25 protein-coding genes are annotated in these 26,670 nt (G+C 69.4%); 14 read left to right on the top strand and 11 right to left on the bottom strand.

Features of this window, described 5'->3' with window-relative positions; all coding sequences use genetic code 11:
* Positions 1-153 precede the first annotated feature (153 nt).
* Positions 154-1,719, bottom strand: a complete 1,566-nt coding sequence (sepH, locus tag RF650_RS08830; protein WP_368814696.1) for a septation protein SepH — start codon at positions 1,717-1,719, stop codon at positions 154-156.
* A 180-nt stretch (positions 1,720-1,899) separates the two neighbouring features.
* Between sepH and RF650_RS08825 the strand changes: the two genes are divergently transcribed.
* Positions 1,900-2,199 carry a DUF4193 domain-containing protein gene (locus RF650_RS08825; RefSeq protein WP_064847393.1) on the top strand — a complete coding sequence of 100 codons (300 nt, stop codon included), beginning with the start codon at positions 1,900-1,902 and terminating at the stop codon, positions 2,197-2,199.
* A gap of 85 nt (positions 2,200-2,284) precedes the next feature.
* On the opposite strand, the gene RF650_RS08820 is transcribed toward RF650_RS08825, so the two are convergent.
* Positions 2,285-2,836, bottom strand: coding sequence for a DUF3093 domain-containing protein (locus RF650_RS08820; RefSeq protein ID WP_260981604.1), 552 nt, complete (start codon positions 2,834-2,836; stop codon positions 2,285-2,287).
* Positions 2,837-2,921: 85 nt separating this feature from the next.
* Between RF650_RS08820 and dut the strand changes: the two genes are divergently transcribed.
* Genes dut through RF650_RS08800 form a run of 4 tightly spaced genes read left to right on the top strand, consistent with a single transcriptional unit; the run spans position 2,922 to position 5,260 of the window.
* Positions 2,922-3,374 carry a dUTP diphosphatase gene (dut, locus tag RF650_RS08815; protein WP_098054510.1) on the top strand — a complete coding sequence of 151 codons (453 nt, stop codon included), beginning with the start codon at positions 2,922-2,924 and terminating at the stop codon, positions 3,372-3,374.
* A 49-nt stretch (positions 3,375-3,423) separates the two neighbouring features.
* Complete coding sequence (locus tag RF650_RS08810) at positions 3,424-4,188, top strand: DUF3710 domain-containing protein (protein ID WP_131333053.1); 765 nt, start codon at positions 3,424-3,426, stop codon at positions 4,186-4,188.
* Between the two features lie 5 nt (positions 4,189-4,193).
* Entirely contained in the window at positions 4,194-4,556 is a 363-nt protein-coding gene (locus tag RF650_RS08805) for a hypothetical protein (protein ID WP_131333052.1), read from the top strand.
* On the top strand, positions 4,553-5,260 hold the full coding sequence (locus RF650_RS08800) for a DUF3159 domain-containing protein (protein WP_131333051.1): 708 nt from the start codon (positions 4,553-4,555) through the stop codon (positions 5,258-5,260). The genes RF650_RS08805 and RF650_RS08800 overlap by 4 nt, the downstream gene beginning before the upstream one ends.
* Here the strand turns inward: RF650_RS08800 and RF650_RS08795 are convergent.
* Entirely contained in the window at positions 5,178-5,924 is a 747-nt protein-coding gene (locus RF650_RS08795; protein ID WP_098056176.1) for a TrkA family potassium uptake protein, read from the bottom strand. The two genes, RF650_RS08800 and RF650_RS08795, sit on opposite strands and share 83 nt — an antisense overlap.
* Positions 5,924-6,643 carry a TrkA family potassium uptake protein gene (locus RF650_RS08790; RefSeq protein ID WP_368814695.1) on the bottom strand — a complete coding sequence of 240 codons (720 nt, stop codon included), beginning with the start codon at positions 6,641-6,643 and terminating at the stop codon, positions 5,924-5,926. Before RF650_RS08790 ends, RF650_RS08795 begins: the two co-directional genes overlap by 1 nt.
* Before the next feature lie 63 nt (positions 6,644-6,706).
* Between RF650_RS08790 and RF650_RS08785 the strand changes: the two genes are divergently transcribed.
* From RF650_RS08785 to dxs, 4 genes are all read left to right on the top strand, one after another.
* On the top strand, positions 6,707-8,680 hold the full coding sequence (locus RF650_RS08785; RefSeq protein WP_368814694.1) for an APC family permease: 1,974 nt from the start codon (positions 6,707-6,709) through the stop codon (positions 8,678-8,680).
* The gene (locus tag RF650_RS08780) at positions 8,677-10,107 is read left to right on the top strand and encodes a class I SAM-dependent RNA methyltransferase (protein WP_368814693.1); all 1,431 of its coding nucleotides are present in this window, start codon (positions 8,677-8,679) and stop codon (positions 10,105-10,107) included. Before RF650_RS08785 ends, RF650_RS08780 begins: the two co-directional genes overlap by 4 nt.
* A gap of 170 nt (positions 10,108-10,277) precedes the next feature.
* Positions 10,278-13,085 carry an aconitate hydratase AcnA gene (acnA, locus tag RF650_RS08775; protein WP_368814692.1) on the top strand — a complete coding sequence of 936 codons (2,808 nt, stop codon included), beginning with the start codon at positions 10,278-10,280 and terminating at the stop codon, positions 13,083-13,085.
* A gap of 226 nt (positions 13,086-13,311) precedes the next feature.
* Complete coding sequence (dxs, locus tag RF650_RS08770) at positions 13,312-15,327, top strand: 1-deoxy-D-xylulose-5-phosphate synthase (RefSeq protein WP_368814691.1); 2,016 nt, start codon at positions 13,312-13,314, stop codon at positions 15,325-15,327.
* A 71-nt stretch (positions 15,328-15,398) separates the two neighbouring features.
* Here dxs and RF650_RS08765 read toward each other — a convergent pair whose 3' ends face one another.
* On the bottom strand, positions 15,399-15,878 hold the full coding sequence (locus RF650_RS08765; RefSeq protein WP_368814690.1) for a Rieske (2Fe-2S) protein: 480 nt from the start codon (positions 15,876-15,878) through the stop codon (positions 15,399-15,401).
* A gap of 147 nt (positions 15,879-16,025) precedes the next feature.
* Between RF650_RS08765 and RF650_RS08760 the strand changes: the two genes are divergently transcribed.
* Positions 16,026-16,496 carry a hypothetical protein gene (locus RF650_RS08760; protein WP_368814689.1) on the top strand — a complete coding sequence of 157 codons (471 nt, stop codon included), beginning with the start codon at positions 16,026-16,028 and terminating at the stop codon, positions 16,494-16,496.
* A gap of 129 nt (positions 16,497-16,625) precedes the next feature.
* Here RF650_RS08760 and RF650_RS08755 read toward each other — a convergent pair whose 3' ends face one another.
* The 3 genes from RF650_RS08755 to msrB form a co-directional block, all read right to left on the bottom strand.
* Positions 16,626-17,888, bottom strand: a complete 1,263-nt coding sequence (locus tag RF650_RS08755) for an HRDC domain-containing protein (RefSeq protein WP_064846789.1) — start codon at positions 17,886-17,888, stop codon at positions 16,626-16,628.
* A gap of 133 nt (positions 17,889-18,021) precedes the next feature.
* Positions 18,022-18,630, bottom strand: a complete 609-nt coding sequence (locus tag RF650_RS08750) for a DUF3000 domain-containing protein (RefSeq protein ID WP_368814688.1) — start codon at positions 18,628-18,630, stop codon at positions 18,022-18,024.
* Positions 18,631-18,740: 110 nt separating this feature from the next.
* Positions 18,741-19,229: a peptide-methionine (R)-S-oxide reductase MsrB gene (msrB, locus tag RF650_RS08745; protein ID WP_064846781.1), complete on the bottom strand. Its 489-nt coding sequence runs from the start codon at positions 19,227-19,229 to the stop codon at positions 18,741-18,743.
* 159 nt (positions 19,230-19,388) lie between these two features.
* Here msrB and RF650_RS08740 point away from each other — a divergent pair, with 159 nt between their 5' ends.
* A complete protein-coding gene (locus RF650_RS08740; protein ID WP_368814687.1) occupies positions 19,389-20,639 on the top strand; it encodes an alpha/beta hydrolase family protein in 1,251 nt (416 codons plus the stop codon).
* Here the strand turns inward: RF650_RS08740 and RF650_RS08735 are convergent.
* Both RF650_RS08735 and RF650_RS08730 read right to left on the bottom strand, forming a co-directional pair.
* Complete coding sequence (locus RF650_RS08735; protein WP_085105972.1) at positions 20,605-21,054, bottom strand: SufE family protein; 450 nt, start codon at positions 21,052-21,054, stop codon at positions 20,605-20,607. The two genes, RF650_RS08740 and RF650_RS08735, sit on opposite strands and share 35 nt — an antisense overlap.
* A complete protein-coding gene (locus tag RF650_RS08730) occupies positions 21,051-21,959 on the bottom strand; it encodes a sulfurtransferase (RefSeq protein ID WP_085105973.1) in 909 nt (302 codons plus the stop codon). Before RF650_RS08730 ends, RF650_RS08735 begins: the two co-directional genes overlap by 4 nt.
* 275 nt (positions 21,960-22,234) lie before the next feature.
* Between RF650_RS08730 and zapE the strand changes: the two genes are divergently transcribed.
* Positions 22,235-23,281, top strand: coding sequence for a cell division protein ZapE (gene zapE / locus RF650_RS08725; RefSeq protein ID WP_064846785.1), 1,047 nt, complete (start codon positions 22,235-22,237; stop codon positions 23,279-23,281).
* A 157-nt stretch (positions 23,282-23,438) separates the two neighbouring features.
* On the opposite strand, the gene RF650_RS08720 is transcribed toward zapE, so the two are convergent.
* Positions 23,439-23,621: an antitoxin gene (locus RF650_RS08720; RefSeq protein ID WP_193519439.1), complete on the bottom strand. Its 183-nt coding sequence runs from the start codon at positions 23,619-23,621 to the stop codon at positions 23,439-23,441.
* Positions 23,622-23,924: 303 nt separating this feature from the next.
* On the opposite strand from RF650_RS08720, the gene nrdF reads away from it, so the two are divergent.
* Together nrdF and RF650_RS08710 are read left to right on the top strand one after the other, a co-directional pair.
* Entirely contained in the window at positions 23,925-24,905 is a 981-nt protein-coding gene (gene nrdF, locus RF650_RS08715) for a class 1b ribonucleoside-diphosphate reductase subunit beta (RefSeq protein ID WP_085105975.1), read from the top strand.
* A 365-nt stretch (positions 24,906-25,270) separates the two neighbouring features.
* Positions 25,271-26,539, top strand: a complete 1,269-nt coding sequence (locus RF650_RS08710; protein WP_368814686.1) for a tyrosine-type recombinase/integrase — start codon at positions 25,271-25,273, stop codon at positions 26,537-26,539.
* The last annotated feature ends 131 nt before the right edge of the window (positions 26,540-26,670 follow it).

The raw sequence follows: 26,670 nt of genomic DNA, 5'->3' as shown, positions 1-26,670 counted from the left end.
CCTGGATGGAGTTGCCCATGCAAAAATTCCCTCGAGATCGCCCGTGCGTGTCCACGACCGGACCGTGTTCTCCCCGGGCCCGGTGCGTTCACGTGACTTTACCGCGTGCCGGCTTCCCCGCGCACAACCGCTCGTGAGAGCGCAGCGCCGACGTCAGGACCGGTTGGCCCCGAAGACGATGTCGTCCCAGCTCGGCACGGAGGACCGCTTGGCCTTGGGGGTGCGACCCCGCGGGCCCGGGGCGGGACGGTCGCTCGATCCCGATTCGTCCGTGGTGCTCGCATCGCCGGAACGGGCCGGTTCGTCGGTGTCCTGCGCGGCGGGCTCGTCCTCGTCCGCCACGTCCGTGGCCGTGCCGGAGGCGTCGACGGCGAACGCGCTATCCGACGTCGTGCCGCGCGCTTCGGTCTCCGTGGCCGCGTGTTCGTCCTCACCGGAGTTCTCCGACCCGGAGTCCTCAGGCGCGGAATCCTCGGAAATGCAATCCGCAGGCTGGTGGTCCGTGACGGCGGAGGGGACGTTCTCGTTCCGGGAGGCTGCGGGGGAGTCGTCGTACGAGCCCTTCCCGAACGGCACGGCGGGGGCAGCTGCGTTCCGGGAGGGGGTGGCGTCGTCGTGTTCAAGGGGGGTCGAATCGTCGACGATCTCGATCCCGTCGTCCTGGGCGAGTGCCTGGGCCTCGGCGACCTGCGAGGCGGCCGGCTGGATGGGCCGGTCGAACACCGTGGAATCCTCCGGGGCGTCGATGGGGCGCGGGCGCTGGTCCACCTGACCCATGCCGCGGCCGAGGATCTCCGCGAGCCGGTCGTCGCCCGCCTCGTCCGAGCCGATCCGCCGTCCGCGGCGCGACTGCAGGACGTCGAGCAGGTCGTCCGCCTGGCTCGCCTCGTGCTGCAACTGCCGCAATGTCGCGGTGGGTGCGGGGGGCAGCGCGTGGGCGGCCGCGCCGAGCGGGCCGGTCTCCTGGTGCTCCTGACCCAGCGCGTGCGCCCAGTCGTTCTCCGGACGCACGGTCCGGTTCGCGGGGTTGTAACTCCACTGGGCGGGACCCGGGATGTCCGGGGCGTCCTGCGAGGCGTCCTCCGCGGAGAAGCTCAGCTGCACGGTCCACAACTGGTCCTCGCGCAACCACGCGTCCCAGTCGAAGGACGAGCGGTCCACCCCGAGCTCGGCGGCACGCTCGTCCACGGTCTCGCGCAGGGTGCGGGGCTCGCCCTCGAACACGGAGCGGTAGCCCTCGTGGGAGGGGTTGGTCCCGGAGACCGTGACCCGGCACGCCTCGGCGACCACGTGGGAGCGTTCGGCCAGGATGGGCCACTCGTACCGCTTGACGCGTTCGGCCTCCCACCCGGACTCGGCCACGACGTCCTCGACGCTCGCGCCGGCGCGGAAGCGGGCCTGGATGTCACGCGGACCGAAGGACCGTCCGCCGCGCCCATGAGAGGGGGGCTTGCGGCGCGCGTGCTGGATCGTCTGACGCAATTGCTGGTCGATCTTCAGCCGGTAGCGGGTCGAATCGGGGGTCTCCACGATGAGGTGCTCACCGTCGTCGTGCACTCCTACCAGGCGCAACTGCTCCATGCTGTCCTTCCCTCGCCGTTGGGGGCACCACGCGATCCGGGGTGCGCTCGGCGCGCTCGTAGCGTCAGTGTAGTGGCACGCCCGGGCGCCGTCCGGGACCGGCGGGACGGCCACCCGCACGGGCACCACGTGCGTCATCCGGACGAGCGGATCCACCGCCCGAGGTGGAAATCTTGCTCTGCGAGAAAACCTCGGCGTCGCCACTGGCTTTTTCCGCGCCCATGGTGAACAATCTACGCGACACGGCCCGGGGGTAGAGCGCTCGGGAGTTGTTTTTCGCAGGGATTTTCGTGAAGACCGGTTGGAGCGGATAGACACATGGCCACAGACTACGACGCACCGCGTAAGCAGGACGAAGACCTCAAGGAAGACTCCATCGAGGAGCTCCAGTCCCGGCGGTCGGACCAACAGTCCGGAAGCGTTGACGAGGACGAGGCCACCGCGGCGGAGAGCTTCGAGCTCCCCGGCGCGGACCTCTCCAACGAGGAACTGTCCGTCGTGGTGCTCCCAGCCCAGGACGACGAGTTCACGTGTGGCTCGTGCTTCCTGGTGCGCCACCGTTCGCAGCTCGCCGAGGAGCGCGATGGCGTGAAGTACTGCCACGAGTGCCTGGGCTGAGCCCCGGGTCCACGACCGCATGACGACGGGCGCTCACCCTCGGGTGAGCGCCCGTCGTCTTTCTGCTCGTCCGTGATCGTGCTCGTCAGACCCGGTCGCCGCGGTCGCTCGCCGAGCGGGAGCCCGCGTTGATCGCCTCGGCCAACCGCTCGGGGTGGCGGGTCGCGGTGAGCCAGTACGGGGTGGGGTCCACCGGGTCCACGATCTCGATCCGGCACAGGTCCGGCATCGACACACGGAAGTTCATGAAGGCGCGCCCGTCCAGGTCGGGTCCGCGCGCAGCACGCGCCTCGGCGCCGACCAGCGGACGGGCATTGCCCACGTACTGCCGTTCGATGTACGCCCGGCCCACGCGCAGGTCCTTGTCGGTGACCACGATGCTCGGCGCCCCCAGGTGCAGCACGAGCCCGATCACGACCATCAGCACCACCGCGACGATCACGCCCACGGCGATGCTGATGGGTGCCACGGCCACGAATCCGGCCGCACCCACGAAGACCACGATGAGCCATACCCACCACGCGACGATCAGCTTCTCCTCGTACTGCACGTCCGCTCGGACGTTCTCCTGGGCGTGGGACGGGTGCTCTGCGGGTGAGGACGCCGCGGCCGCCCCGGAATCTGGGTGGAAACTCATGCCCCCACCTTGACACATTCCCCCTGGACGCCGCCCGCGTCCGCGCCGTCAGGCCCGCGCGTTACAGTGGGGCATTGTGACCGAAATGAGCGAGTCGGCCGCGGTGACCGTGGCCCTGCATCTGTTGGACCCGGACCTGCCCGCCCCCGCCTATGCACGTCCCGGTGACGCCGGGGCGGACCTGCGCGCCCGCCACGACGTCGAACTCGGCCCGGGTCGGCGCGCGCTCGTGGACACAGGGGTGGCGCTCGCGATCCCCGCGGGGTACGTGGGTCTCGTGCACCCGCGCTCCGGGCTCGCGGCCAAGCATGGGCTGACCGTGGTCAATGCACCGGGCACCGTGGACAGCGGCTACCGTGGCGAACTCAAGGTGTGCCTGCTCAACACGGATCCGCATGAGAGCTACACGGTGCGCCGCGGTGAGCGGATCGCCCAGCTCGTGATCCAGGAAGTGGTCACCGCCCGCTTCGAGCTCACCACCGAACTCCCCGACAGCGAGCGCGGTGCAAGCGGATTCGGGTCCACGGGGGCCCGCTGATCGCCGGCCCTCGCCCCCGCAGATTCCCCACCCACTCTTGGAGCAACTGATGTTCGGACGTAAGAAGCGCAACCGCGAGGCCTCGGAGCAGACACCGACCGAGTCCACGACCGCGTCGGCTGCCACCGAGGCCGCCCCGGACCAGGACGCGCCGGATCCTCGCGCCAACGGCCCGTGGGACGAGAGCGAGATGCCGGGTGAGCGCGCCGAGTACCTGGATCTCGGGGCTCTGCTGCTGAAGCCGGTCGCGCGCGTGGACGTGCGCGTCGAGCTGGATCCGCGGGACCGGGTGCCGCGGGCCGTGAACATGGACTTCGGGGGCGGTTCCGTCCAGGTGCAGGTCTTCACGGCCCCCAAGTCCTCCGGGTTGTGGGACGAGGTGCGCGCCGAGCTCGTGGCCGGGTTGCGGCGGGACGGGGGCGACCCCACGGTCTCCGACGGTCCCCTGGGCATGCAGGTCAACGCGCAGTTCGCGGGCGTCACGCCCTCCGGCGAGAACGGATTCCGGCTCGCACGCTTCGTGGGCATCGACGGTCCGCGCTGGTTCCTGCGCTGCGTCTACACAGGCGACGCCGCGCTGCCCGGGCCCACCGCGGAGGTGCTCGATGACGCCGTGCGCGGGCTCGTCGTCGTCCGCGGCCAGGACCCGCACCCGCCGCGCGACCTGCTCGCGCTCACGGTCCCCGAGGACGCCGAGGTGCACCCCGCGGGCGCGCCGACCGATGCGGACGAGGACGCGGGTCGGACCCCGGCGGAGCCAGGCGCCGCGGTGCAGGAGCCGCGGCGCGGCCCCGAGATTACCGAGATCGGCTGACCCGGGTGGTCAACAACCCGCTCACGGGCGCGATAGACGTCGTCGCCGAACCCGAGGCCCACGCGGAGGACCTGACCCCGGAGCATAGGGCGCGGCAGCGGCGCCGTGCGGTCGTGGAGGGCGTGGTCGTGGAGGTCACGATCGCGCCCGTGGCCGCGCCGCCGTACTACCGGGCGCTGCTGCGCGTGACGAGCCCAGAGGCGCAGCCGTGCACGCTCGAACTGCTGTGGCACGGTCAGCACGTGGTCCCGGGCGTCACCGCCGGCACCAAGCTGCGCTGCCTCGCCGTGGTGTGCTTCCCGGACGGGGTGGCCACCATGTATAATCCGCGCTACGAGATCATCACCCCCAAGAAGGCCGTGCGATGACGTCCCCGCCGGACCCGACGGACCCCGCACCGCAGAGCGCGGGCGACCGCATGGGCCGCGCCGCCGAGGATCTCGCCCGGCGCTCGGGCCTGCGCCGGGACGCCAACGGCCAACTGGACGTGCTCAGCGCCGTGGGCGGCTGGCGCGGTGTGATCGAATCCATCCTCCCGGGACTCGTGTACCTCGCGTGCGTGGTGCTCACGGGGGAGTTGGTCCCGGCGTTGTTGGCGTCACTGGGCACGGCCGCTGTGTTCACCGTGCTCCGGCTGGCGCAGCGCCAGACCGTGACCCAGGCGATCGCCGGGCTCATGGGCGTGGGAGTGTGCACGCTGTTCGCCCGCGCGGGCGGGCAGGCGCTGGACTACTACGTGCCCGGGTTCATCACGAACGTCGCGGCGCTGGTCCTGTTGAGCATCTCGGCGGCTGTTGGGTGGCCGCTGCTGGGCGTCGTCTTCGGCTATGTGCGCGGTGAATCCGTGGAATGGCGCCGCGACCCGCTGCGGCGCGTGGCCTATCAGCGGGTCAACGGTCTGCTCATCGCGATGTTCGCGACCCGGTTGCTCGTGCAGGTCCCGCTGTACGTCGCGGAGAACGTCACGGCGCTCGGGATCGCGCGCTTGGTCATGGGGGCCCCGCTGTACGCCGCTGTGCTGTGGGTGGCATGGCTGTGGAGCCGCCCTCGCCGCGAGCAGCCTGCAGGTTGACGTCCCGGGCCGTGGTGAACATGGCCCGCAACTGGTCCTCACCCTCCGCCGTGGTGATGAAGAACAGCTCGTCCCCGCTCTCCAGGACGTCGTCGCCGGACGGTGCGATCGGCACACCGTCGCGCAGGATCGCCACGAGCGCCACGTCCTGGGGCCACGGCACCTGGGTCACGGTGCTCGCGACCACGGGGTGTTCCCGGGGCACCGTGTAGGCGGACAGCGTGGCCGAGCCGGTCTGGAAGCTCAGCAGGCGCACGACGTCGCCCACCTCCACGGCTTCCTCCACGAGCGCCGTCATCAACCGCGGGGTGGATACGGCCACGTCCACGCCCCACGCGTCGTCGAAGAGCCACTCGTTCTTGGGGTGGTTGACACGCCCCACGGTGCGGGGCACCCCGAACTCGCTGCGCGCGAGCAACGAGACGACCAGGTTGGCCTTGTCGTCACCGGTCGCGGCCACGACCACGTCCGCCTCCTCCGCGCGCGCCCGTTGCAGGACTTGGAGATCGCACGCGTCCCCCACGACCCACTGCGCACCGCGCAGGTTGGAGCGCCCGATCACCTCCGCGGTGGCGTCCACCACGACCACGTCGTGGCCGTGCGACAACAGTTCCCGAGCGATCGAGGATCCCACGGACCCTCCGCCTACGATCACCACGTGCATCAGTCACGCCCCCGCGTCCCAGGGGTCGCGGCGAGCGCCACGGCCTCCATGACCTCGTCCGACGGCGGTCGGGACAGCACCCGGGCCACGCGTTCCACGTCCTCCACGCGCATCATGGCGTGCACGATGTCCCCCTGCTGGTAGCTCGTGTCGCTCGCGGGCAGGATGCCCTCCCCGAACCGGGTCACGAACGCGACCCGCACACCGGCGGCCTCCTCGATCCGGTCCAGGTGCAGTCCCGACCACGCGTCGTCCAGGGGCAGTTCCCCGAGCTGCAGGCGACCGGAGGCCTCCCGGAAGTCACCCGTGATGGCGTGTTCGGGCAGGATGCGGCGCAACACCTGGTCCGCGCTCCAGCGCACGGACGCGACCGTGGGAATGCCCATGCGCTGGTAGAACTCCGCGCGGGTGGGGTCGTAGATCCGGGCGACCACGTGCTTGACCTTGAAGGTCTCCCGCGCCACGCGCACGGCGATGATGTTGGAATTGTCCCCCGAGGAGACCGCGGCGAACGCGTAGGCGTCCGCGATCCCCGCGCGTTGCAGCACCTCGCGGTCGAAGCCGTGGCCCGTGACCTTTTTGCCGCTGAACGAGGGCCGCAGTTTGCGGAACGCCCGGTCGTCCTGGTCGATCACGGCAACCGTGTGCCCTGAGTCCTCGAGGGCGTGCGCGAGGGTGATCCCCACCCGGCCCACGCCCATGATCACGAAATGCGCCATGAGCCACAGCATAGGGCCCGCGGCACGGGACAAGGCCCGGCCGAGGGACTAGCGTGTTCCCACGTGTATGTGTCCCAAATGCTGCGCCGCGCGCTCGTGGGCAAACCGATCCACAACGAGCGCGCCGCGGGCACGGTGCTCTCCAAGGGCACCGCCCTGCCGGTGTTCGCGTCCGACGCCCTGTCCTCGGTCGCGTACGCCCCGGATGAGATCGTCCTGACGCTTGCCCTCGCGGGTTCCGCGGCGATCCTGCTGTCCCCGTGGGTGGGCCTCGCGGTTCTCGCCGTGCTCGCGGTGATCATCACCGCGTACCGGCAGAACGTGCGCGCGTACCCCTCGGGCGGGGCGGACTTCGAGATCGCGTCCAAGAACCTCGGCCGGCCCGCCGGTGCCGCGGTGGGTGCCGCTCTGATGGTGGACTACACGCTCGTCGTGGCCGTGTCCATGGCCGCCGCCGCGCAGTACCTCGCCGCGGCCGTCCCGTGGCTCGTGGGTCACCAAACGGTCGTGGCCGTCGCGGGGATCGCGCTCGTGGGCTTGCTCAACCTGCGCGGACTCAAATTCATGGGTCGCGCGTCCTCGGTGCCCACGTACGCGTTCGTGGGGGTCGTGCTGATCCTCGTGCTCGTGGGCTTCGTCCAGGACGTCACGGGAACACTGCAGCGCGCGCCGTCGGCGGACTACGACGTCGTCCCGGCCGCGGGCATGGACGGCGGGCTCATGGGCCTGGCCGGGGCCATGCTCGTGCTGCGCGCGTTCTCCTCGGGTGCCGTGGCCCTGACGGGCGTGGAGACCATCACGCACTCCGTGCCGTTCTTCCGTAAGCCCAAGGCCCTCAACGCGGGGCGCACGCTCGCGGTGCTCGGAGCGCTGTCCGCTGTGTTGCTGCTCGGGGTGCTCTACCTGACCCGGCGCACGGGCGCGGTGGTCGTGATGGACCCCGCGCGGCAACTGTTGATCGACGGCCGCGCACCGGAGCCCGACTTCTACCAGGTGCCCATCCTGGGCCAGATCGCGCAGGCCGTGGCGGGGGCGGATTCCGTGTGGTTCGTGATCCTCGTTCTCGTGACCGTGGGCGTGCTGTTCATGGCCGCGAACACGGCGTACTCGGGCTTCCCCGTGCTGGCCTCACGCCTCGCGTCCGCCGCATTGCTGCCCCGGCAGTTGCAGAGCCGGGGGGACCGCTTCGCGTTCACGAACGGCATCATCCTGTTGTCCGTGGTCGCGGCGGTCTTCACAATCGTGTTCGGCGCGAACGTCAACGGGCTCATCCAGCTCTACGTGGTGGGGGCGTTCTTCGCGTTCACGCTGACCCAGGCGGGCATGGTGCGGCACTGGACCAGGGTGCGCCGCACGAGCACGTCGCAGAGTCCGCACCGCCGGATCGCCGGGCGCTGGGCCGTGGCGGTGATCGCCCTGATCGCGTGCGCGGCGGTGTTCGTGGTGGTACTCGTGACCAAGTTCGCCCAGGGCGCGTGGCTCACGATCGTCGCGATCGCCCTGATCACCGTGATGATGCGCGCCATCGGGCGCCACTACCGCTCGGTGGACACCGAACTCGAGGTGCACCAAAACTCGGGGGTGCGGGCCCTGCCGTCCCGCGTGCACTCGATCATCGTGGTCACCTCGGTGCGCAAGCCCGTGGTGCACGCCCTGACCTATGCGCGGGCCTCCCGTCCGTCCAGCCTCGAGGCCGTGGTGGTGGACACGGACCGCGCGCGCACCGAACAGATCGTGAAGCAGTGGGAGGCCCTGGAGATCCCCGTGCCCGTCACGGTCCTGGCCTCGCCCTACCGCGATACCGTGGGACCCGTCGTCGCCCACATCCGCGGCATCCGCCGCAAGTCCCCGCGGGACCTCGTGATCGTGTACCTGCCCGAGTACGTGGTGGGCCGCGGATGGGAACGCTTCCTGCACAACCAGGCCATCCGCCCGTTGCGGACGCGGCTGCACTATGAACGCGGAGTCATGATCGCCTCCGTACCCTGGCACCTCGAATCGGTGCGCGAACTACGACTCACGGAGAACAACGAATGACCGAGTCCCCCGATCACCTCGAGCTGCGCCTGGGCGCCGTGGCCCACGGCGGCCACGTGGTGGCCCGGACGGACGAGGGGCGCGTGGTCTTCGTGCGCCACGGGCTGCCGGGGGAGCTGGTTCGGGTGCGGCTCACCGACCGGGACCCCGCGGCGTCGTTCTGGCGCGCTGACGTCACGGACGTGCTCGAACCCGTCCCCGGGCGCCGGGAGGTACACCCGTGGGAGCAGGCGGACGCGCTCGTCGCAGCGGGCGCGGACCGGTCACCGCTGGGCGGGGCCGAGTTCGGGCACGCGGACCTGACGACCCAGCGCGAACTCAAACGCCACGTGATCGCCGAGCAACTGGGCCACCTGGCCGGCCACGACTGGGACGGCGAGGTGCAGCCCGTCGCGGGGGAGAGCCCCGACGGCACCGGGTGGCGCACCCGGTTGCACCTGGACGTGGCCCCCGACGGCACACCCGGGATGTACCCCCACCGCAGCACCGAGCTCGGTCCCGTCACGGACATGCCCCTGGCCACGGACGCGATCCGTGCCCTGGCCCCGTGGTCGCTGGAGTACCCCGGTGCGGCCCGCGTGGACGTCGCCGCGCCGGCAGGGGGAGCGGCACCGCTGCTGCACGTGGGGCTGCGCCCGGATACCGCGCCGGAGCAGGTCACCGCCCTGCGGGATCGGTTGAGCGCATGGGCGGGGGACCGCGGGGTGAGCGTCTCCGCGCGCTCGCCGCACGAGCGGGACACCCAGGTGTGGGCGGGCACCGACCACGTCCAGGAGACCCTCGAGTTGCCCGGCGCTACCGATCCCGAGCCGCTGCGCTGGCGCATAAGTCCCACGGGCTTCTGGCAGATCCATCGCGGCGCTCCCGGGACCCTCGCGCGCGCGGTACTGGACGGCGCCGGTCTGCGCCCCGGGGACAGCGTGTGGGACCTGTACAGCGGCGCCGGTCTGTTCACCGCGGTGGCCGCGCGCGCCGTGGGCCCCACGGGGTGCGTCTTCGCGGTCGAGGGCTCGCCCGTGACCTCCGCCGACGCCGCCCACAACCTCGCCCACGCCCCGCACGTCACGAGCGTGCGCGGGGACGTGGCGCGCGTGCTCACTGGACCGGGCGGGCGGGGTGGGCACCGGGGCCGGGGTGCCGCAGCGGCGTCGTCCCGGCGGGGTCGTGGTTCCACACCGCGGCCACCGCGCCCGGACGTCGTCGTCCTGGACCCGCCGCGCGCCGGCGCGGCCAAGGAGGTCCTGGCCGCGGTGGACCGTGCCGCACCGCGCACGATCGTGTACGTCGGGTGCGATCCCGCCGCGCTCGGCCGGGACCTGGGGCGGTTGCGGCGCCGGGGCTGGCGGATCGAGGGCGTCGAAGCATTCGATCTGTACCCGAACACGCACCACGTGGAAGCCGTCGCGGTGCTCAACTGCGAGGGCTGAACCGGGCGGCCGAACGACGGCCCACGTCATCGTGACGCGGTCGCCCGGGAATCCCCGGAGTGACGGAGCGCACGGGCTACACTGACAGGGACTGTTCCACGCGCGGGGGACACCTGTAGTGTGCCGCGCGCGCCGAACGCAACCGACGGTGGCGAGAGGAGTTCCACACCATGACTGTGGACAGCTTTGGAGCCAGGGACGTTCTCAACGTCAAGGGCACCGACTACGAAATTTTCCGACTGGACGCCGTGGAGGGAGCCCAGAAGCTCCCCTACAGCTTGAAGGTCCTGCTCGAGAACCTGCTGCGCACCGAGGACGGTGCCAACGTGACGAGCAAGCACATTGAAGCCCTGGGCAACTGGGACCCCGAGGCCCAGCCCGACACGGAGATCCAGTTCACCCCTGGTCGCGTGATCATGCAGGACTTTACCGGCGTTCCCTGCATCGTGGACCTGGCCACCATGCGTGAGGCCGTGGCAGATCTCGGCGGCGACCCCTCCCGCGTGAACCCGCTCGCCCCGGCCGAGCTGGTCATCGACCACTCCGTGCAGATCGACGCGTTCGGTTCCGCGGACGCGATCGAGCGCAACATGGACATCGAGTACCAGCGCAACGGCGAGCGCTACCAGTTCCTGCGCTGGGGCCAGACCGCGTTCGATGACTTCAAGGTGGTCCCGCCCGGGATGGGCATCGTCCACCAGGTCAACATCGAGAACCTGGCCCGCGTGGTCATGACCCGCGAGGTTGACGGCACGCTGCGCGCCTACCCGGACACCTGTGTGGGCACCGACTCCCACACCACCATGGAGAACGGCATCGGCGTGCTCGGTTGGGGTGTGGGTGGCATCGAGGCCGAGGCCGCGATGCTCGGTCAGCCCATCTCCATGCTGATCCCGCGCGTGGTGGGCTTCAAGCTCACCGGCGAGATCCCCTCCGGTGCGACCGCCACGGACGTGGTGCTGACCATCACGGAGATGCTGCGTGAGCACGGTGTCGTGGGCAAGTTCGTGGAGTTCTACGGTGAGGGCGTGGCAGCGGTGCCGCTGGCCAACCGCGCCACGATCGGCAACATGTCCCCGGAGTTCGGTTCCACCGCGGCGATCTTCCCGATCGACCAGGTGACCCTGGACTACCTGGCGCTCACGGGCCGCTCCGAGGAGCAGATCGCCCTGATCGAGGCGTACACCAAGGAACAGGGCATGTGGCACGACCCCGAGCACGAGGTCGCCTACTCCGAGTACCTCGAGTTGGACCTGTCCACCGTGGTCCCCTCGATCTCTGGGCCCAAACGTCCCCAGGACCGCATCGAGCTGACTCGCTCCAAGGAACAGTTCCGCGACGACCTCGTGAACTACGTGGCCGAGGACAAGTCCGTGGAGGTGGACCCGGACGTCGTCGAGTCCTTCCCGGCCTCCGACGCCCCCTCCCACGACGCGACCGACGAGCAGGACCCCCAGGACGCGCCGCGCGAGAGCCCCGCGGACGACATGAGGGAGCGCCCCGAGCACCGAGTGGAGGTCTCCATGGAGGACGGCCGTCACTTCGAGCTGGACCACGGTGCCGTGTCGATCGCCTCGATCACGTCCTGCACCAACACGTCCAACCCCTCGGTGATGATGGCCGCGGCCGTGCTCGCGCGCAACGCCACGGAGAAGGGCCTCAAGGCCAAGCCGTGGGTCAAGACCTCGATCGCGCCGGGTTCGCGCGTGGTCACCGAGTACTACGAGAAGTCCGGTCTGGTCCCGGCACTCGAGGAGCTCGGCTTCTACATCGTGGGTTACGGCTGCACCACGTGCATCGGCAACTCCGGTCCTCTGGAGCCCGAGATCTCCCAGGCCGTGCAGGAAAACGACCTCGCCGTGACCTCGGTGCTCTCCGGTAACCGCAACTTCGAGGGCCGAATCAACCCGGACGTGAAGATGAACTACCTCGCGTCCCCGCCGCTGGTCATCGCGTACGCGCTGGCCGGGACCATGGACTTTGACTTCGAGAACGAGCCTTTGGGCCAGGACTCGAATGGTCAGGACGTGTTCCTCAAGGACATCTGGCCGGACCCCACCGAGGTCCAGAAGATCATCGATGCTTCGATCGACACCGGTATGTTCGACCGCGAGTACGGCACCATCTTCGACGGTGACGAGCGCTGGCAGAACCTGGACACCCCCACGGGTGACGTGTTCGAGTGGGACCCCGAGTCCACCTACGTGCGCAAGCCACCGTACTTCGAGGGTATGACCATGGAGACCACTCCGGTGGAGGACATCGAGGGTGCGCGCGTGCTGCTCAAGCTGGGCGATTCCGTGACCACGGACCACATCTCCCCGGCCGGTTCGTTCAAGAGCGACACGCCCGCGGGCAAGTACCTCACGGAGCACGGCGTGCAGCGCAAGGACTTCAACTCCTACGGTTCCCGCCGTGGTAACCACGAGGTCATGATCCGCGGTACGTTCGCGAACATCCGCATCAAGAACCAGCTGCTCGACGGCGTGGAGGGCGGTTTCACCCGCGACTTCACTCAGGAGGGTGGCCCGCAGGCCGCCGTGTACGACGCCGCGATGAACTACCAGGAGGCCGGTGTTCCCCTGGTGGTGCTGGGCGGCAAGGAGTACGGCTCCGGTTCCTCGCGTGACTGGGCGGCCAAGGGCACGTCCCTGCTGGGTGTGCGCGCGGTCATCGCGCAGTCCTACGAGCGCATCCACCGTTCCAACCTGATCGGCATGGGCGTGCTGCCCCTGCAGTTCCCCGAGGGCGAGTCCGCGGACTCCCTGGGGTTGGACGGCACCGAGACGTTCTCGATCGAAGGGGTCACCGCGCTCAACGACGGCCAGACCCCCAAGACCCTGAAGGTCACGGCCACCAAGGAAGACGGTTCCACCGTGGAGTTCGACGCCGTGCTGCGCATCGACACCCCGGGTGAGGCCGACTACTACCGCAACGGCGGCATCCTGCAGTACGTGCTGCGTCAGATCGCCAAGTAATAGATCCTCGGATCGTACCGTCGGCCGGTGATCCCCTCTCGGGGGGGGCACCGGCCGACGGCGTTGCAGGCGTCGTTCGCCGTGGCCCATGCCATGCGACGGGACGGGGCCCCGGCCAGGGCGAGTAAGATCGGACGGAGCATTCGGGCGCATCATGATCCCCCGTCGGACGAGCACCCGTCCGGTGCGGACCCGAAGAGGACGAGACATCCACGGAGAGCAGGCTATGACGCTTCTGGAGACCATCGAGGGACCTGAAGACCTACGGGGGCTGGACGCCGCGGCCATGGAGCAGTTGGCCGCCGAGATCCGTTCCTTCCTGATCACCCACGTCTCCGCGACCGGGGGTCACCTGGGGCCGAACCTGGGTGTCGTGGAGCTCACCCTCGCGGTGCACCGCGTGTTCGACTCGCCCCAGGACTCGATCGTCTTCGACACCGGGCACCAGTCCTACGTGCACAAGCTCGTCACGGGTCGCCAGGACTTCGACACCCTGCGCCAGGAGGGTGGCCTCGCGGGCTACCCGTCCCGCGCGGAGTCCGAACACGACATCGTGGAGTCCTCCCACGCGTCGTCGTCCCTGTCCTGGGCGGACGGGATCTCGCGCGGTTACGCGCTCACGGGCCAGGACGACCGGCACACCGTCGCGGTGATCGGGGACGGGGCCCTGACCGGTGGCATGGCGTGGGAGGCCGTGAACAACATCGCCTCGGACCGGGACCGCAAAGTCGTGATCGTGGTCAACGACAACGGCCGCTCCTACGCGCCCACCGTGGGCGGGTTCGCGAACCACCTGCGCGAGCTGCAGGCCAGCGTGCAGCAGGGCGTGGACGCCGTGCGCACGGACCGCCGCTACGAGCAGACCCTCGCGAAGGCTAAGCGCCTGCTGACGTCCTCGGGCCACCTGGGCCAGGCCGTGTACCGCGGTCTGCACGGGATGAAGCAGGGCATCAAGGACGTGGTGGTCCAGCAGGGGATCTTCGAGGACCTCGGCATGAAGTACGTGGGTCCGGTGGACGGCCATGACCTCGCCGCGATGGAACAAGCGCTCACGAATGCCCGCAACTTCGGCGGCCCGGTCATCGTCCACGCCATCACCGAGAAGGGCCACGGCTACTTGCCCGCCCGCCTGGACGCGAACGACCAGTTCCACTCCGTGCCCGTGATCGACCCCACCACGGGCAAACCCACGAGCACCGCCTCGGCCCGCTCGTGGACGCACGTCTTCCGCGACGAGATCGCCGCGATCGCGGATGAGCGCGAGGACATCGTGGGCATCACCGGCGCCATGTTGATCCCCATGGGACTGCAGAAGATGCAGACAGCACACCCGCAGCGCGTCGTGGACGTGGGGATCGCCGAACAGCACGCGCTGACCATGGCCGCGGGCATGGCGTTCAGCGGGCTGCACCCGGTCGTGGGCCTGTACGCGACGTTCCTCAACCGCGGCTTCGACCAGCTGCTCATGGACGTGGCCCTGCATCACGCGGGCGTCACGGTCGTGCTGGACCGCGCGGGCGTCACCGGCCCGGACGGGCCGAGCCACCACGGGATGTGGGACCTCGCACTGTTGCAGATCGTGCCGGGGCTGCACCTCGCGGCCCCGCGGGACGAGGCCACCATGGTCGAGGAGCTGCGCGAGGCGGTTGCCGTCTCCGACGCACCCACCGTGGTGCGCTACCCCAAGGGCGCGGTGGGTGCGCCGCTGCCCGCCCTCGAGCGACTGAGCGGCGGGGTGGACGTCCTCGCCCGCAACGGCGAGGCTTCCGGCAAGGGCGTGGATCACCGCGACGTGCTGATCGTGGGCGTGGGCGCCATGTGCGTCACCGCGCTGGACGTCTCCGAACGCCTCGCCGCCCACGGTGTCTCCTCCACCGTGGTGGACCCCCGCTGGGTGCTGCCCGTGCCGCAGGCGGTCGTGGAGCAGGCAGCGACGCACCGGATCGTGGTGGTGATCGAGGACGGTGTGCGCGCCGGGGGCATCGGTTCGCTCATCCGCCAGGAGATGCGCGCCCAGGGCGTGGACACCGCGCTGAACGAGGTGGGGTTACCCACCGAGTTCCTCGAGCACGCGAGCCGCGAGCAGATCCTGCAGCACACGGGATTGACCGCCCAGCGCATCGCCCAGGACACGCTCGCGTCCGTCCTGGGCACCAAGGTCCCGTACGCGCGTCCCGTGGCCGAAGACGCCGCGCAGTTCACCGTGCCGCGCTCCGGGGAGCAACCGCGCGAGGGACGCTGAACCACCAGCGCTGACCCACGGACCGTTTGCCGCCGGACAGATGTGGTGCGTGGCGAACGGATCCGCGCGGTTCAGCCCACGATGACGCGCCCGTCGCGCACCGTGACCGGGTACTCAGTGAGTCCCCTGGATGCGGGCCCGCCCGTGACCTCGCCCGTGGCCATGTCGAACGCCGAGCTGTGGCACGGGCACACGTACTGCCGGTTGGCGGGATTGACGATGCACCCCTCGTGCGGGCACACGGGAGAGAACGCGGTGAACGTGCCCTCGGTGGGCTGTCCCACCACGGCCTGCACACCCCCGGAGTCCACCTTGAGCCCCGACCCCACGGGGATGTCCGCGGCGGCGGCCACGTCCACGGGGGTGGCCGGCGCGGTGGGGGTGGCCGCGGCGTCGTCGTCCGATCCGCCGCCCGAACCGCACGCGCTCAACCCGACCGCGCCCACAGTGGCGATCCCGGCGGCACCCACGGCGCGTCGGCGCGTGAACAACGCGGGGGAGGGGGTCTTGGTCCGGGCGGCGGGGTCCTCGGGCAGGGGTGGGACGGTCATGGCGGTGCGATCCTTTCGACGCGGTGGCTCCAATCCTAGGACCGGTCACGGCGCGGCGTGGGGCGCGGGGGCGGGGTGTTTCCTCAGTACGATGGGACCAGGAGCGGACGGGTGGATCCCGGTCCGCGGTACAGGAAGGAAGGCACCATGATCAAACGTCTTGCATTCGTCGCCGGTTTCGGAATCGGCTTCGTGGTCGGCTCCGCGTCCGGTCGCAAGAGCTACGAGTCCCTGCGCGAGAGCGCGCTGAACACCTGGAACGACCCCAAGGTCCAGGCCAAGGTCTCCGAGGGTACGGACTGGGTCAAGTCCGAGGTCCCCGTGGTGGGCGAGAAGCTCGCCGAGGGCGCGCAGAAGGCCGCCGGCACCGTGGGCGCCAAGGCCTCCGAGGGCGCGGCCGCCGTCAAGGACAAGGCCGCCCAGGGTGCCGCGTCCGTTAAGGACAAGGCGCAGGGCGGTGCCGAGGCCGTGAAGCAGAAGGCCACCCAGGGCGGTCAGGATTCCGGTACGCCCGCGAAGCACTCGGGCGCCGAGCTGCCCGAGCCCGCCGTGACCGAGGACGAGGTGGACATGAAGCCCGCGCACCCGGGTCCGGACGCCAAGGACATGAAGAACTGATGCGACGGGCGGCACGGGTCATGTGACCGCGCCGCCGCGTGACAACGGCCGTGCACCTTCGTGGGTGCACGGCCACTGTCGTGTCGTGGCCGGAGCGGTCCGGTGCACGGCCGACTCCGCGCCCTCGATCTACTCGTGCCCCTCAGTGGTCTTCTCCGCCCGACGCCGCGAGCGCAGTTCACGCCACGCGGCCCCGATCACGGGCGTCACGTGCTCGACCTGCCACGAGCGGGCGCCGAGCTCGCGCAACCGGGCGGCCACGGCGTCGTCGGCGGTGGAACGCGGGGGCTGCCAACAGAACCGGCGCAACAGTTCGGGCGTCAGGAGGTTCTCGGTGGGTAACTCCAGGTGCTCGGCGAGTTCCGCCACGGCGGGTTTGAGGACCTTGAGCCGCGCCGCTGCCTCCGGGCGCTTGGCATCCCAGCCCTTGACCGGCGGGAGGGCGTTGGAGGGGATCGTGGCGGGGACGGGCTCCTCGGTGTTGCGGGCGTCCTGGACCGCGGTGAGCCACCGGGTGGCCTCGCGCGAGGCCAGGCGACCGTGGAAGCCCGGGGTGGCCATGAGCTGCGGCACGGTGCGGGGCATCGCGTTGGCGGCCGCGACGATCGCCGAGTCCGGGAGCAACCGTGTGGGCGCGAGGTCCTTGTGCCGCGCGAGCGACTCCCGCGCCTGCCACAGATTGCGCACCGCGGTCAGCTTGCGCCGGCCACGGACGTTGCCCACGCCGTGGGTGCGCCGCCACGGATCCTGGCGCGGTGCGGGCGGGGGCAGGGTGCGGATGTGGTCGAATTCTTCGAGAGCCCAGTCGAGCTTGCCCGCCTGGACCAGGCGATCCTCCGTGGCCCAGCGCAGCTGCACGAGCACTTCGACGTCCAGTGCGGCGTAGTTGAGCCAGTCCACGGGCAGCGGGCGCTGGGACCAGTCCACCGCCGAGTGCTCCTTGGACAGCGTGAATCCCAGCAGCTCCTCCGTCATGGAGGCGAGGCCCACCTTGCGCAGCCCAAGCAACCGACCGCCCAGTTCGGTGTCGAAGAGCCGGTCCGGGTGCATGTCCAGTTCGGCGAGGCAAGGCATGTCCTGCGTGGCCGCATGCAGCACCCACTCGACGTCGCGCAGGGCCTCGTTCACGACCGCCAGGGACCCCACGGCCTCGGGATCGATCAGGATCGTGCCCGCGCCCTCGCGGCGCAACTGCACGAGGAACGCGCGCTGCCCGTAGCGGAACCCCGAGGCGCGTTCGGTGTCGATCGCCACGGGACCCGTGGCCGCGGCCAGTTGCTCCGCGGCGCGCGTGAGGCCGCGGGCGGTGTCCACCACGCGGGGGAGCCCCTCTGCGGGACCGTTGAGATGCACGGTCGCGGGAATGTGCAGATGCTCGAATCCGGGGACCACGATCTCGGGTGGCTCCGGAGCTCGAGAGGGCCTGGGGTCCTTGGCGTTGCTGTTGATGGGATGTTCCTCGGAGGGTGGATCGGCGGCGGTGCAGGTGATCCGCACCGCCGGACGGGACGGATGACGGGGCCGGTTACAGGTAGGTGACGCCCTCGTGATGGGGTGGCAGACCGGCGGCGGTGCACAACACCTGGGCCCACGCACCCAGGTGGGTCAGGGCCCAGTGCGGCGGGCCGATGTGGGGCACCGGGGTCCAGGACGCACGCACCTCCACCTGGGCGGAGTCTGCATGTTCGGTCAGGCTGCCGAAGTGGCGCTCCACCGTGCGGGAGGCCGTACCGCCCTCGGCGGTGAACTGCGCACCGTGCTCGGTGAGCGTGTCCGTGAGCCAGGACCAACCGACGTCGGTCAGCAGGTCGTCCCGGCCCATGGCGGTGTCCGTGCGGGACCGGAACCAGCTCACGATCCGGAAGGGACCTTCCCAGGGCTGCGGGCAGGACTCGTCGTACAACACCACGAAACGCCCGGCCGCCGGTGCGTCGTCCGCGGTGCGGGGCCGGTCGGGTGCGGTGTCGCGCCGATGGGGACCCCGGACGACTTCCGCGGCGAAGGAGATCGCGTGCGGAGCAAGTCCGTGCGGGGGGACGATACGGCGCAGTGCGATCTCCGGGCGGAAGCGGGCAGTCTCCAGGGCTTGCACGACTGCGCGAAACACGTCCGGAGTGCTGTTCAGCTCGGTCACCGCTCCCACAAGGTCACACTAACCACACCGTTATCCTTCACCGCGCGTTTGACATCGTGTCGCTCGTGCGTATCGCCGTGCGTCGTTCTGGGGTGGATCGGATCGACGCTTCAGTCCTGCGTCGCGGGAACCAGACGCAGGGACACCGAGTTCATGCAGTAGCGCAGATCCGTGGGAGTGTCGTACCCCTCGCCCTCGAACACGTGGCCCATGTGCGAGTCGCAGTTCGCGCAGCGCACCTCCACGCGCTTCATCCCCATGGTTGTGTCCTCGATGTAGCGCACCCGGTCCTCCGCGAGCGGCGCGAAGAAGGACGGCCACCCGCAGTGGGACGAAAACTTCGTGTCCGAGCGGAACAGCTCGGCCCCGCACGCGCGACACTCGTACACGCCCTGCGTGGTGGTGTCCACGTACTCGCCCGTGAAGGGGCGTTCGGTCCCCGCCTGGCGCAGCACCTGGTACTCGAGCGGGTTCAGTTGTTCACGCCACTGCGCGTCCGTGCGCGCCGCGGCGGCCTCCGGGCTCAGGGCTCCGCCGGTGCGGGCGCTCGTCTCGTGGTTCGGCTCCGTGGTCACGGGGCGCCTCCTTCTCGTCGTCATGTGACTTCCTCCCTGTTCAACCATGCGTTCGCGCCGGTTATGCCCGTACGACGTCGCGTAGCCGCCGTTCGACGCTCGCGCGCACCGTGTATTCGGGGTGCCTGCGGTGACCGGCCCGCCATCCAGGTCCCCGTGATCGGCGCGTGCCAGAATGACGACATGACTACCCTGATCACCCCCGGGCAGGATTCGAACGCGCGCTCGTGGCGCCGCGGCGCGGTGGTGGGCGCCGCCGCGAGTATCGGAGCGGCGTCGGCGACGTTCGCGTTGTCGGGAGGTCTGGCGGCGCTCGTCGCGCGCCACGTGGTCACCCCGTCCACCCGGCCCGGCAACGTCCAGGTGCTCAAGCTCGAGAAGGACCCCAACTCGGGACAGGAACTGATCACGCTGCCCGCGAACCCGGACACCCGGGTCGCCGGGACGTACGCCCTACGGTTCGACGACGGTCGCGGCCTCGCGCGGATCGGCTTCATCGTGCGCCAGACCGGGGGCACCGTCACGCGGCTCGTGGAGCGCGTGTACCGCGGGGAACTCGCGGTGGGCAAGCGCGGGTGGTGGACCGGGACTGTGTACGCGCGACCGTCGGACGCCGGGTTGGCCTACGGCAAGATCTACGTGGAGACGCCGCTGGGGCCCGCGCCCGCGTGGGTCATCCCCGGGGACGGGGACACGGCCACCGCACACCACACCGGCACGTGGGCGGTCATGGTGCACGGCCGCGGCGCCCAGCGCCCGGAATGCATCCGCGGGGCCAGGGTGGCCCACGAACTGGGGTTGCACTCCCTCATCCTGTCCTACCGCAACGACCAGGAGGCACCCTCCACCCCGGATCAGCGCTACGGGCTCGGGTTCACCGAATGGGAGGACATCCAGGCGGGAATCGGCTATGCGCTGGACCACGGAGCGTCGGACATCGTGCTGTTCGGGTGGTCCATGGGCGGGGCCATTGTGTTGCGCACGACCGAACTGACCGAGTACCGCGACCGCATCCGAGCGCTGGTGCTCACGGGACCGGTCGTGGACTGGTACGAGCTACTGGCTCACCAGACCCGGATCCACCGCATCCCGCGGCGCGTGGGTCGCATGGCGGCGGACCTGATCTCCCACCGGATGGGCCCGCGGATCACCGGGCTGGCCGCGCCCCTGGACCTGCATGCCCTGGACTGGCTCTCCCGCTGGGAGGACATCACTACGCCCACCCTGATCCTTCACTCCACGGACGACGAGGTGGTCCCGGTGGCCGGGTCCGTGGAACTCGCCAATCGCAGTCCCTACGTGGACTTCGTGGGGTTCTCCGGGGCCCGGCACACCAAGGAATGGAACATCGACCGCAAACGCTACGAGCGGGCCATCCGTGACTGGTTGCCCGCGGCGCTCACTCGCCGAGCCGGGCGTGGATCTGGCGTTTGATCCGACCGAGCATCGCGGACATCCCGCGCATGCGCAGCGGGGACACCAGCTTGGTCAGCCCGAAGCGTTCCGGCAGGTCGTCGGGTACGTCCAGCACCTGGGACGCCGGCAGGCCGTTGAGCCCCTCGTGCAGGATGGACGCGAAACCGCGCGTGGTGGGCGCTTCCGCCGGCGCGGAGAAGAACAGGGCGACCGGTGCGTCCGCACCGGACCCGTCCAGTTCCACGGTCAGGAACAACGGCGACTGACACTCGGTGACCTGCTCGAGTTCCTCCGGGTGCTCGCCGAGCCGCGCGGGCAGCGCGGGCAGCGAACGGGAGAACTCGAGCAGCAACTGCAGCTTGTCGGGTTCCGGGACCTCGTGGAACTCGGTCACCAGCTCCCGCAACTGTTCGGGCAGGTCCTGGGTGCTCACCGCGCGGCCCCGGGGGCCTCGCCGCGTTCCTCACCCTGCGCCACGGGCACGCGCACGGCGTTGCCCCACTCGGTCCAGGACCCGTCGTAGTTGCGCACGTTGTCGAAGCCCAGCAGGTGGGTCAGCACGAACCACGTGTGCGAGGAACGCTCGCCGATGCGGCAGTACGCGATCACGTCGTCGTCCTGCCCGAGCCCGACCTCGTCGCGGTAGATGGCGTCGAGATCCTCGCGGGACTTGAACGTCCCGTCCTCGGCGGCGGCCCGGGCCCACGGCACGGACGCCGCGGTGGGGATGTGTCCGCCGCGCAGCGTGCCCTCCTGCGGGTAGTCGGGCATGTGGGTGCGCTCGCCCGTGTACTCCTGGGGGGAGCGCACGTCGATCAGGGGAGTGGTGCCCAGCGCGGCCAGCACGTCCTCGCGGTACGCGCGGATCACGGAGTCGTCCCGCTCCACCGCGGGGTACTCGGTGGGGGTCACGGGGGTCGCGTCCGTGGTCAGTTCGCGGCCCTCGGCGATCCACTTGTCGCGCCCGCCGTTCATCAGGCGCACGTCCCGGTGACCGAACAGCGTGAAGACCCACAGGGCGTAGGCGGCCCACCAATTGGACTTGTCGCCGTAGATCACCACGGTGTCGTCGCGGGAGATCCCCTTGCGGGACATCACCTCGGCGAACTGCTCCCCGTTCACGTAGTCGCGGGTGTCCGGTTCGTTGAGGTCCGTGTGCCAGTCCACCTTGACGGCCCCGGGGATGTGCCCGGTCTCGTACAGCAGGACGTCCTCGTCCGATTCGACGACGACGACGCCGGGCGTGCCGACGTGATCGGCCACCCACTGCGTGGACACCAGACGTTCCGGGTGCGCGTACTGCGCGAACGCGTCGTTCTGCTCTGCTTCTACAGCCATGAGACTTCTCCTTGTCCTTGTGCTGTCGTGGGCGCTGCGCACGCACGTGCCGTGCGCGTCTCGTTCTCCAGCGTAGTGGTGCGCGCGCACCCGGCGCATGCCGGCCCGCGTGTGCCGTCATACGCGGTCGCCGTGTTCACCACGGGCTGACCGGTAGCATCGTGGGAGAACGGGACGCCCGGCGCGTCCCACGTACTGTCCGTTTACCGCAGGACCGGTCCCGGTGCGCGCCCGCCGCGGCGCGCGATCCGGAACCGGTCGGGAGGCCCTGTCACGTGAGCACTCAGATCGAACACCTCGTGGAGCGCGATCCACGCGTCTCGGCCGATGAACTGCTGGCCGGTTTCACCCCGTCCGAACGCTTCGGGGAGGTGTCGTTCGACACGTACCGCCCTGATCCGTCCCAGCCCTCGCAGGCACAGGCGGTCGAGAAGCTCAAGACCTTCGCGGCGGGCGCGTCCGGGGGCGGCGCCTCCGGTGGCGGGTTCTTCTCCAAACTCTTCGGCGGGCAGAAGAGTTCCGGCGCGGCGCAGGGGATCTACCTGGACGGCGGGTTCGGCGTGGGCAAGACCCACCTGCTCGCGTCCCTGTGGCACGCCGTGCCCGGGCCCAAGGCGTTCGGCACGTTCGTGGAGTACACCAACCTGGTGGGTGCGCTGACGTTCCGCCGCACCGTGGACGCCCTGAAGGAATACACCCTCGTGTGCATCGACGAGTTCGAGCTCGACGACCCCGGGGACACCGTGCTGATGTCCCGGCTCATGCGCGAACTCGCGGACGCGGGCGTCAAGCTCGCGGCCACGTCCAATACCTTGCCCGGTTCACTGGGCGAAGGCCGGTTCGCGGCGCAGGACTTCCAGCGTGAGATCCAGGTGCTGTCCTCCCAGTTCGAGGTCGTGCGCATCGACGGCGAGGACTACCGTCACCGCGGACTGCCGAACGCGCCGTCGCCCCTGCCCGACGACGCCGCGCTCGACGCCGCCGTCGAACAGCACTTCGCGGGTCGGCGTGTGGCGATCGACGACTTCGACGCGCTCGTGGAACACCTTTCCCGCGTGCACCCCTCGCGCTACCGTGCGCTGATCGAGGGCCTGGACGCGATCGCGTGGCGCGGGGTGCGCACGATCGACCAGCAAGCGGTGGCGCTGCGGTTCGTGGTGCTCGCGGACCGGTTGTACGACCGGGACCTGCCCATCCTCTCCACGGGCGTGCCGTTCGACCGCGTCTTCACGGAGGAGATGATGGCCGGCGGCTACCAGAAGAAGTACTACCGGGCGGTCTCCCGCCTCACGGCACTCGCCCGGGAGGCGGACGAGGCCTGAGACCCGCGAGAGCGGTGGCGACGCCGCGGCGTCGCCCCCGCGCGGGTGACCGGTCCGTGAGAGGAGCCCTCGAGCCCGTGGGGCGCACCCTCGAGCCGACGTGAGAACGGGGTCCCTTCCGATCGGAAGGGACCCCGTTCTCACGCGGCGGTACAGATCACTCGTTGCCGCTGAGCCGATCGCGCGCGGCGTCCTGGCCTTGATCGATCTGGCCCTCGAATTTGTGACCGGTCTTCTCGTCCACGGCGTCACCCGCCTTGTCGATGCCCTGGTCGACCTTGTCCTGGTGGTTTCCGGCGGCGTCCTTGGCCTTGTCCGCGAGTCCTCCGAGATCCGGCATGATCTGTGTCCTTCCGGTAGGTGAACCAGCCCGGTGTCGGGTCGGTACGTTCATCCTGCACGGCTTCCGTCACATACGGAAGGACCCCGACACGGGGTTCACCCTGAGGGAACATGACGCGATGGGTCCGGGGTGGAAGGAATCGGGCCCCGTTCGTTCCCGCCTGAAGTGGAGTACCCTGGGAAGTCGTCCCGCGCGCCAGCCGACCCCGCGAGAACCGGTGTGCAGCGCTCGCCCGCCGAGCGCCGTCGGCGTCATCCAGCGGGGCGGGAACCCCCATCCACGAAGGAGCCAGTGCGCGCCATGACCACCGAGAAGGTCGAACTGCTCCGCCACCCGGCGGAGGCCATCAACTGGAATCGCGTCCAGGACGAGAAGGACACCGAAGTCTGGGACCGTCTGACGTCCAATTTCTGGCTCCCCGAGAAGGTCCCGCTGTCCAATGACGTCCAGTCGTGGAAGACGCTCACGGCCGAGGAGCAGGACCTCACCATGAAGGTGTTCACGGGCCTGACCCTGCTGGACACCATCCAGGGCACCGTGGGCGCGGTCTCCTTGATCCCGGACGCCAAGACCCTGCACGAGGAAGCCGTGTACACGAACATCGCGTTCATGGAATCCGTGCATGCGAAGTCCTACTCGTCTATCTTCTCCACGCTGTCGTCCATGAAGCAGATCGACGAGGCGTTCCGCTGGTCGCGCGAGAACGAGCACCTGCAGCGCAAGGCCGACATCGTGCTGACGTACTACAAGGGTGACGACCCGCTGAAAAAGAAGGTGGCCTCCACCTTGCTGGAGTCCTTCCTGTTCTACTCCGGGTTCTACCTGCCCATGTACTTCTCCTCGCACGCCAAGCTGACCAACACCGCGGACCTGATCCGTTTGATCATTCGCGACGAGGCCGTGCACGGGTATTACATCGGCTACAAGTACCAGCGTGGTCTGCTGCAGGAGACCCCGGAGCGTCAGGAGGAGCTCAAGGCGTACACGTACGAGCTGCTGGACGAGCTCTACGACAACGAGGTGGCCTACGCCGAGGCGCTCTACGACTCGGTCGGCTGGACCGAGGACGTCAAGAAGTTCCTGCACTACAACGCCAACAAGGCACTGAACAATCTGGGCTACGAGGCCCTGTTCCCGCGGGAAATGACGGACGTGTCCCCGGCCATCCTCTCCTCGCTGTCCCCGAACGCGGATGAGAACCACGACTTCTTCTCCGGTTCCGGCTCCTCCTACGTGATCGGCAAGGCCGTGAACACGGAGGATGAGGACTGGGACTTCTGAGACCCCAGAGCTTGCTTGAGGCCCGAAAGGGCTGATGGGAGGCCCGGACCCGCAGGTTTCTGCAGGTCCGGGCCTTTTTTCGTGCGTCCATCCGAAGGACAGAGGAGAGCACAGATGAACATCAGTATCCGTTCGGTATGGCACGGGGGTGGCACGAGCGCACCTTCCAGCCAAGCGCGGGGTGGCTCGCAGCCCGAAATTTGGGGGCAGCCTGCCACCGGCTGCGTGCCACAGCGTGCCATTGGGCTCGCGTCGGAGCTCGTAAAAGGCCAGGTGAGAGGCCGGTTCGAAGGGACTGCACGACCTAGTGGCACGGAGTGGCACGACGGTCCGCGTGAGTCCATTCGCGGCACCTGGAGGGCACGATGAGCACCACGAAGAAGCTTGAGACGGCGGCGAAGAGAGAGACCTGGGGGAGCCTGCGGAAGCTCCCCTCAGGACGGTGGCAGGCGCGCTACCCGGCCCCAGACGGGCAGATGCACTCGGCCCGCACGGAGGACGACAAGCCGTTGACGTTCCTCACCAAGACCGACGCTCGCACGTGGCTCGCCAGCGTGCACACGAAGATCGCGCAGGGAGAATGGGAGCCACCCTCGGTCGTCGCGGCTCGGCGTCGAGCGGAAGCCGAGGCCGAGAAAGCGAGGTCGATCGGCTTCGCCGAGTACGCCGAGCGCTGGATCGAATTTATTCGACTCGAACCGACACGGGGAGGAAAGAAGCGGGCGATCGCCACGGTGCGCTCCTACAAGAGCAAGGTCACCGGATACCTCATTCCCGAGTTCGGCGACACGGAGATCCAACGCATTGACATGGCTCGCATTCGGGTCATGACCCGTCGTCTGGATCAGATTCCGGCGCCGCTGAATCCGAAGTCGAAGTTCAACGGCATCACCCGTCCGGTGCTGATCGTGCTCATGATGATCCTGCGACAGGCAGCTCGAGACGGGATCATCCCGGCGGCACCTCCCATTTCGATCCCCAAGCAGGAATCGGTGCGGCATGATCACGATCATGATCCAGAGGATGACGTTGCGACTCCGGAGCAGGTCGAAGCCCTCTATGAGGCGACGCCGGATCTGTACTCGATCATGGTCCTGCTTGCCGCTTGGTGCCAGTTGCGTCGTGGTGAGTGCCTCGGACTGCAGCGCCGGGACATCCAGTGGCATAACGACGGCACTGCCACTTTGCATGTGCGCCGGCAGTTCAACGCGAACACGGGCGCTATGTCGGACCCGAAGAGCGAGGCTGGCAAGCGAGCACTGAGCGTTCCGCGGATCATGGTGGAGCGTCTCAAGGAGCATCTGCGAGACAACGTCGCGTCCGAGGCGAAGGCTCCCGTGGTTCCTTCCAGCGTCCGTGGCAGCGTGCCGCTGTCACACACCAAGTGGGGGCATCTCTGGGGTGACGCCCGCGATACGGCCAAGAGCGTGCCGCTGGGATTCCGATTCCATGCTCTTCGGCACACCGGCCTGACCCTCTTTGCGCAAGAGGGCGCGACCCTGGCCGAGTTGATGCGCCGAGGCGGCCATGCCGATATGCGGGTTGTGCTGCGCTACCAGCATTCCACGATGACTCGTGATCGGGAACTGGCCAATCGTATGAGTGACCGTGTCGAGGCTCAGCTTGCCGCCTAGAAGAGCGTGGGCTGACCCCGTTTTTTAGGTCCGGTGGTTCTGGGAGTCGTCCTGTCGCCTGTGGTTGCGGGCAGGGAGACTGGTCAGATCATGTCGAACAGCAGGAAGCGTCACACCCCGGAGCAGGTCGT

This window comes from Kocuria sp. CPCC 205297 (assembly GCF_040981035.1).
Lineage (GTDB): Bacteria > Actinomycetota > Actinomycetes > Actinomycetales > Micrococcaceae > Kocuria > Kocuria marina.
This window is presented reverse-complemented; position numbering and strand designations above follow the sequence as displayed.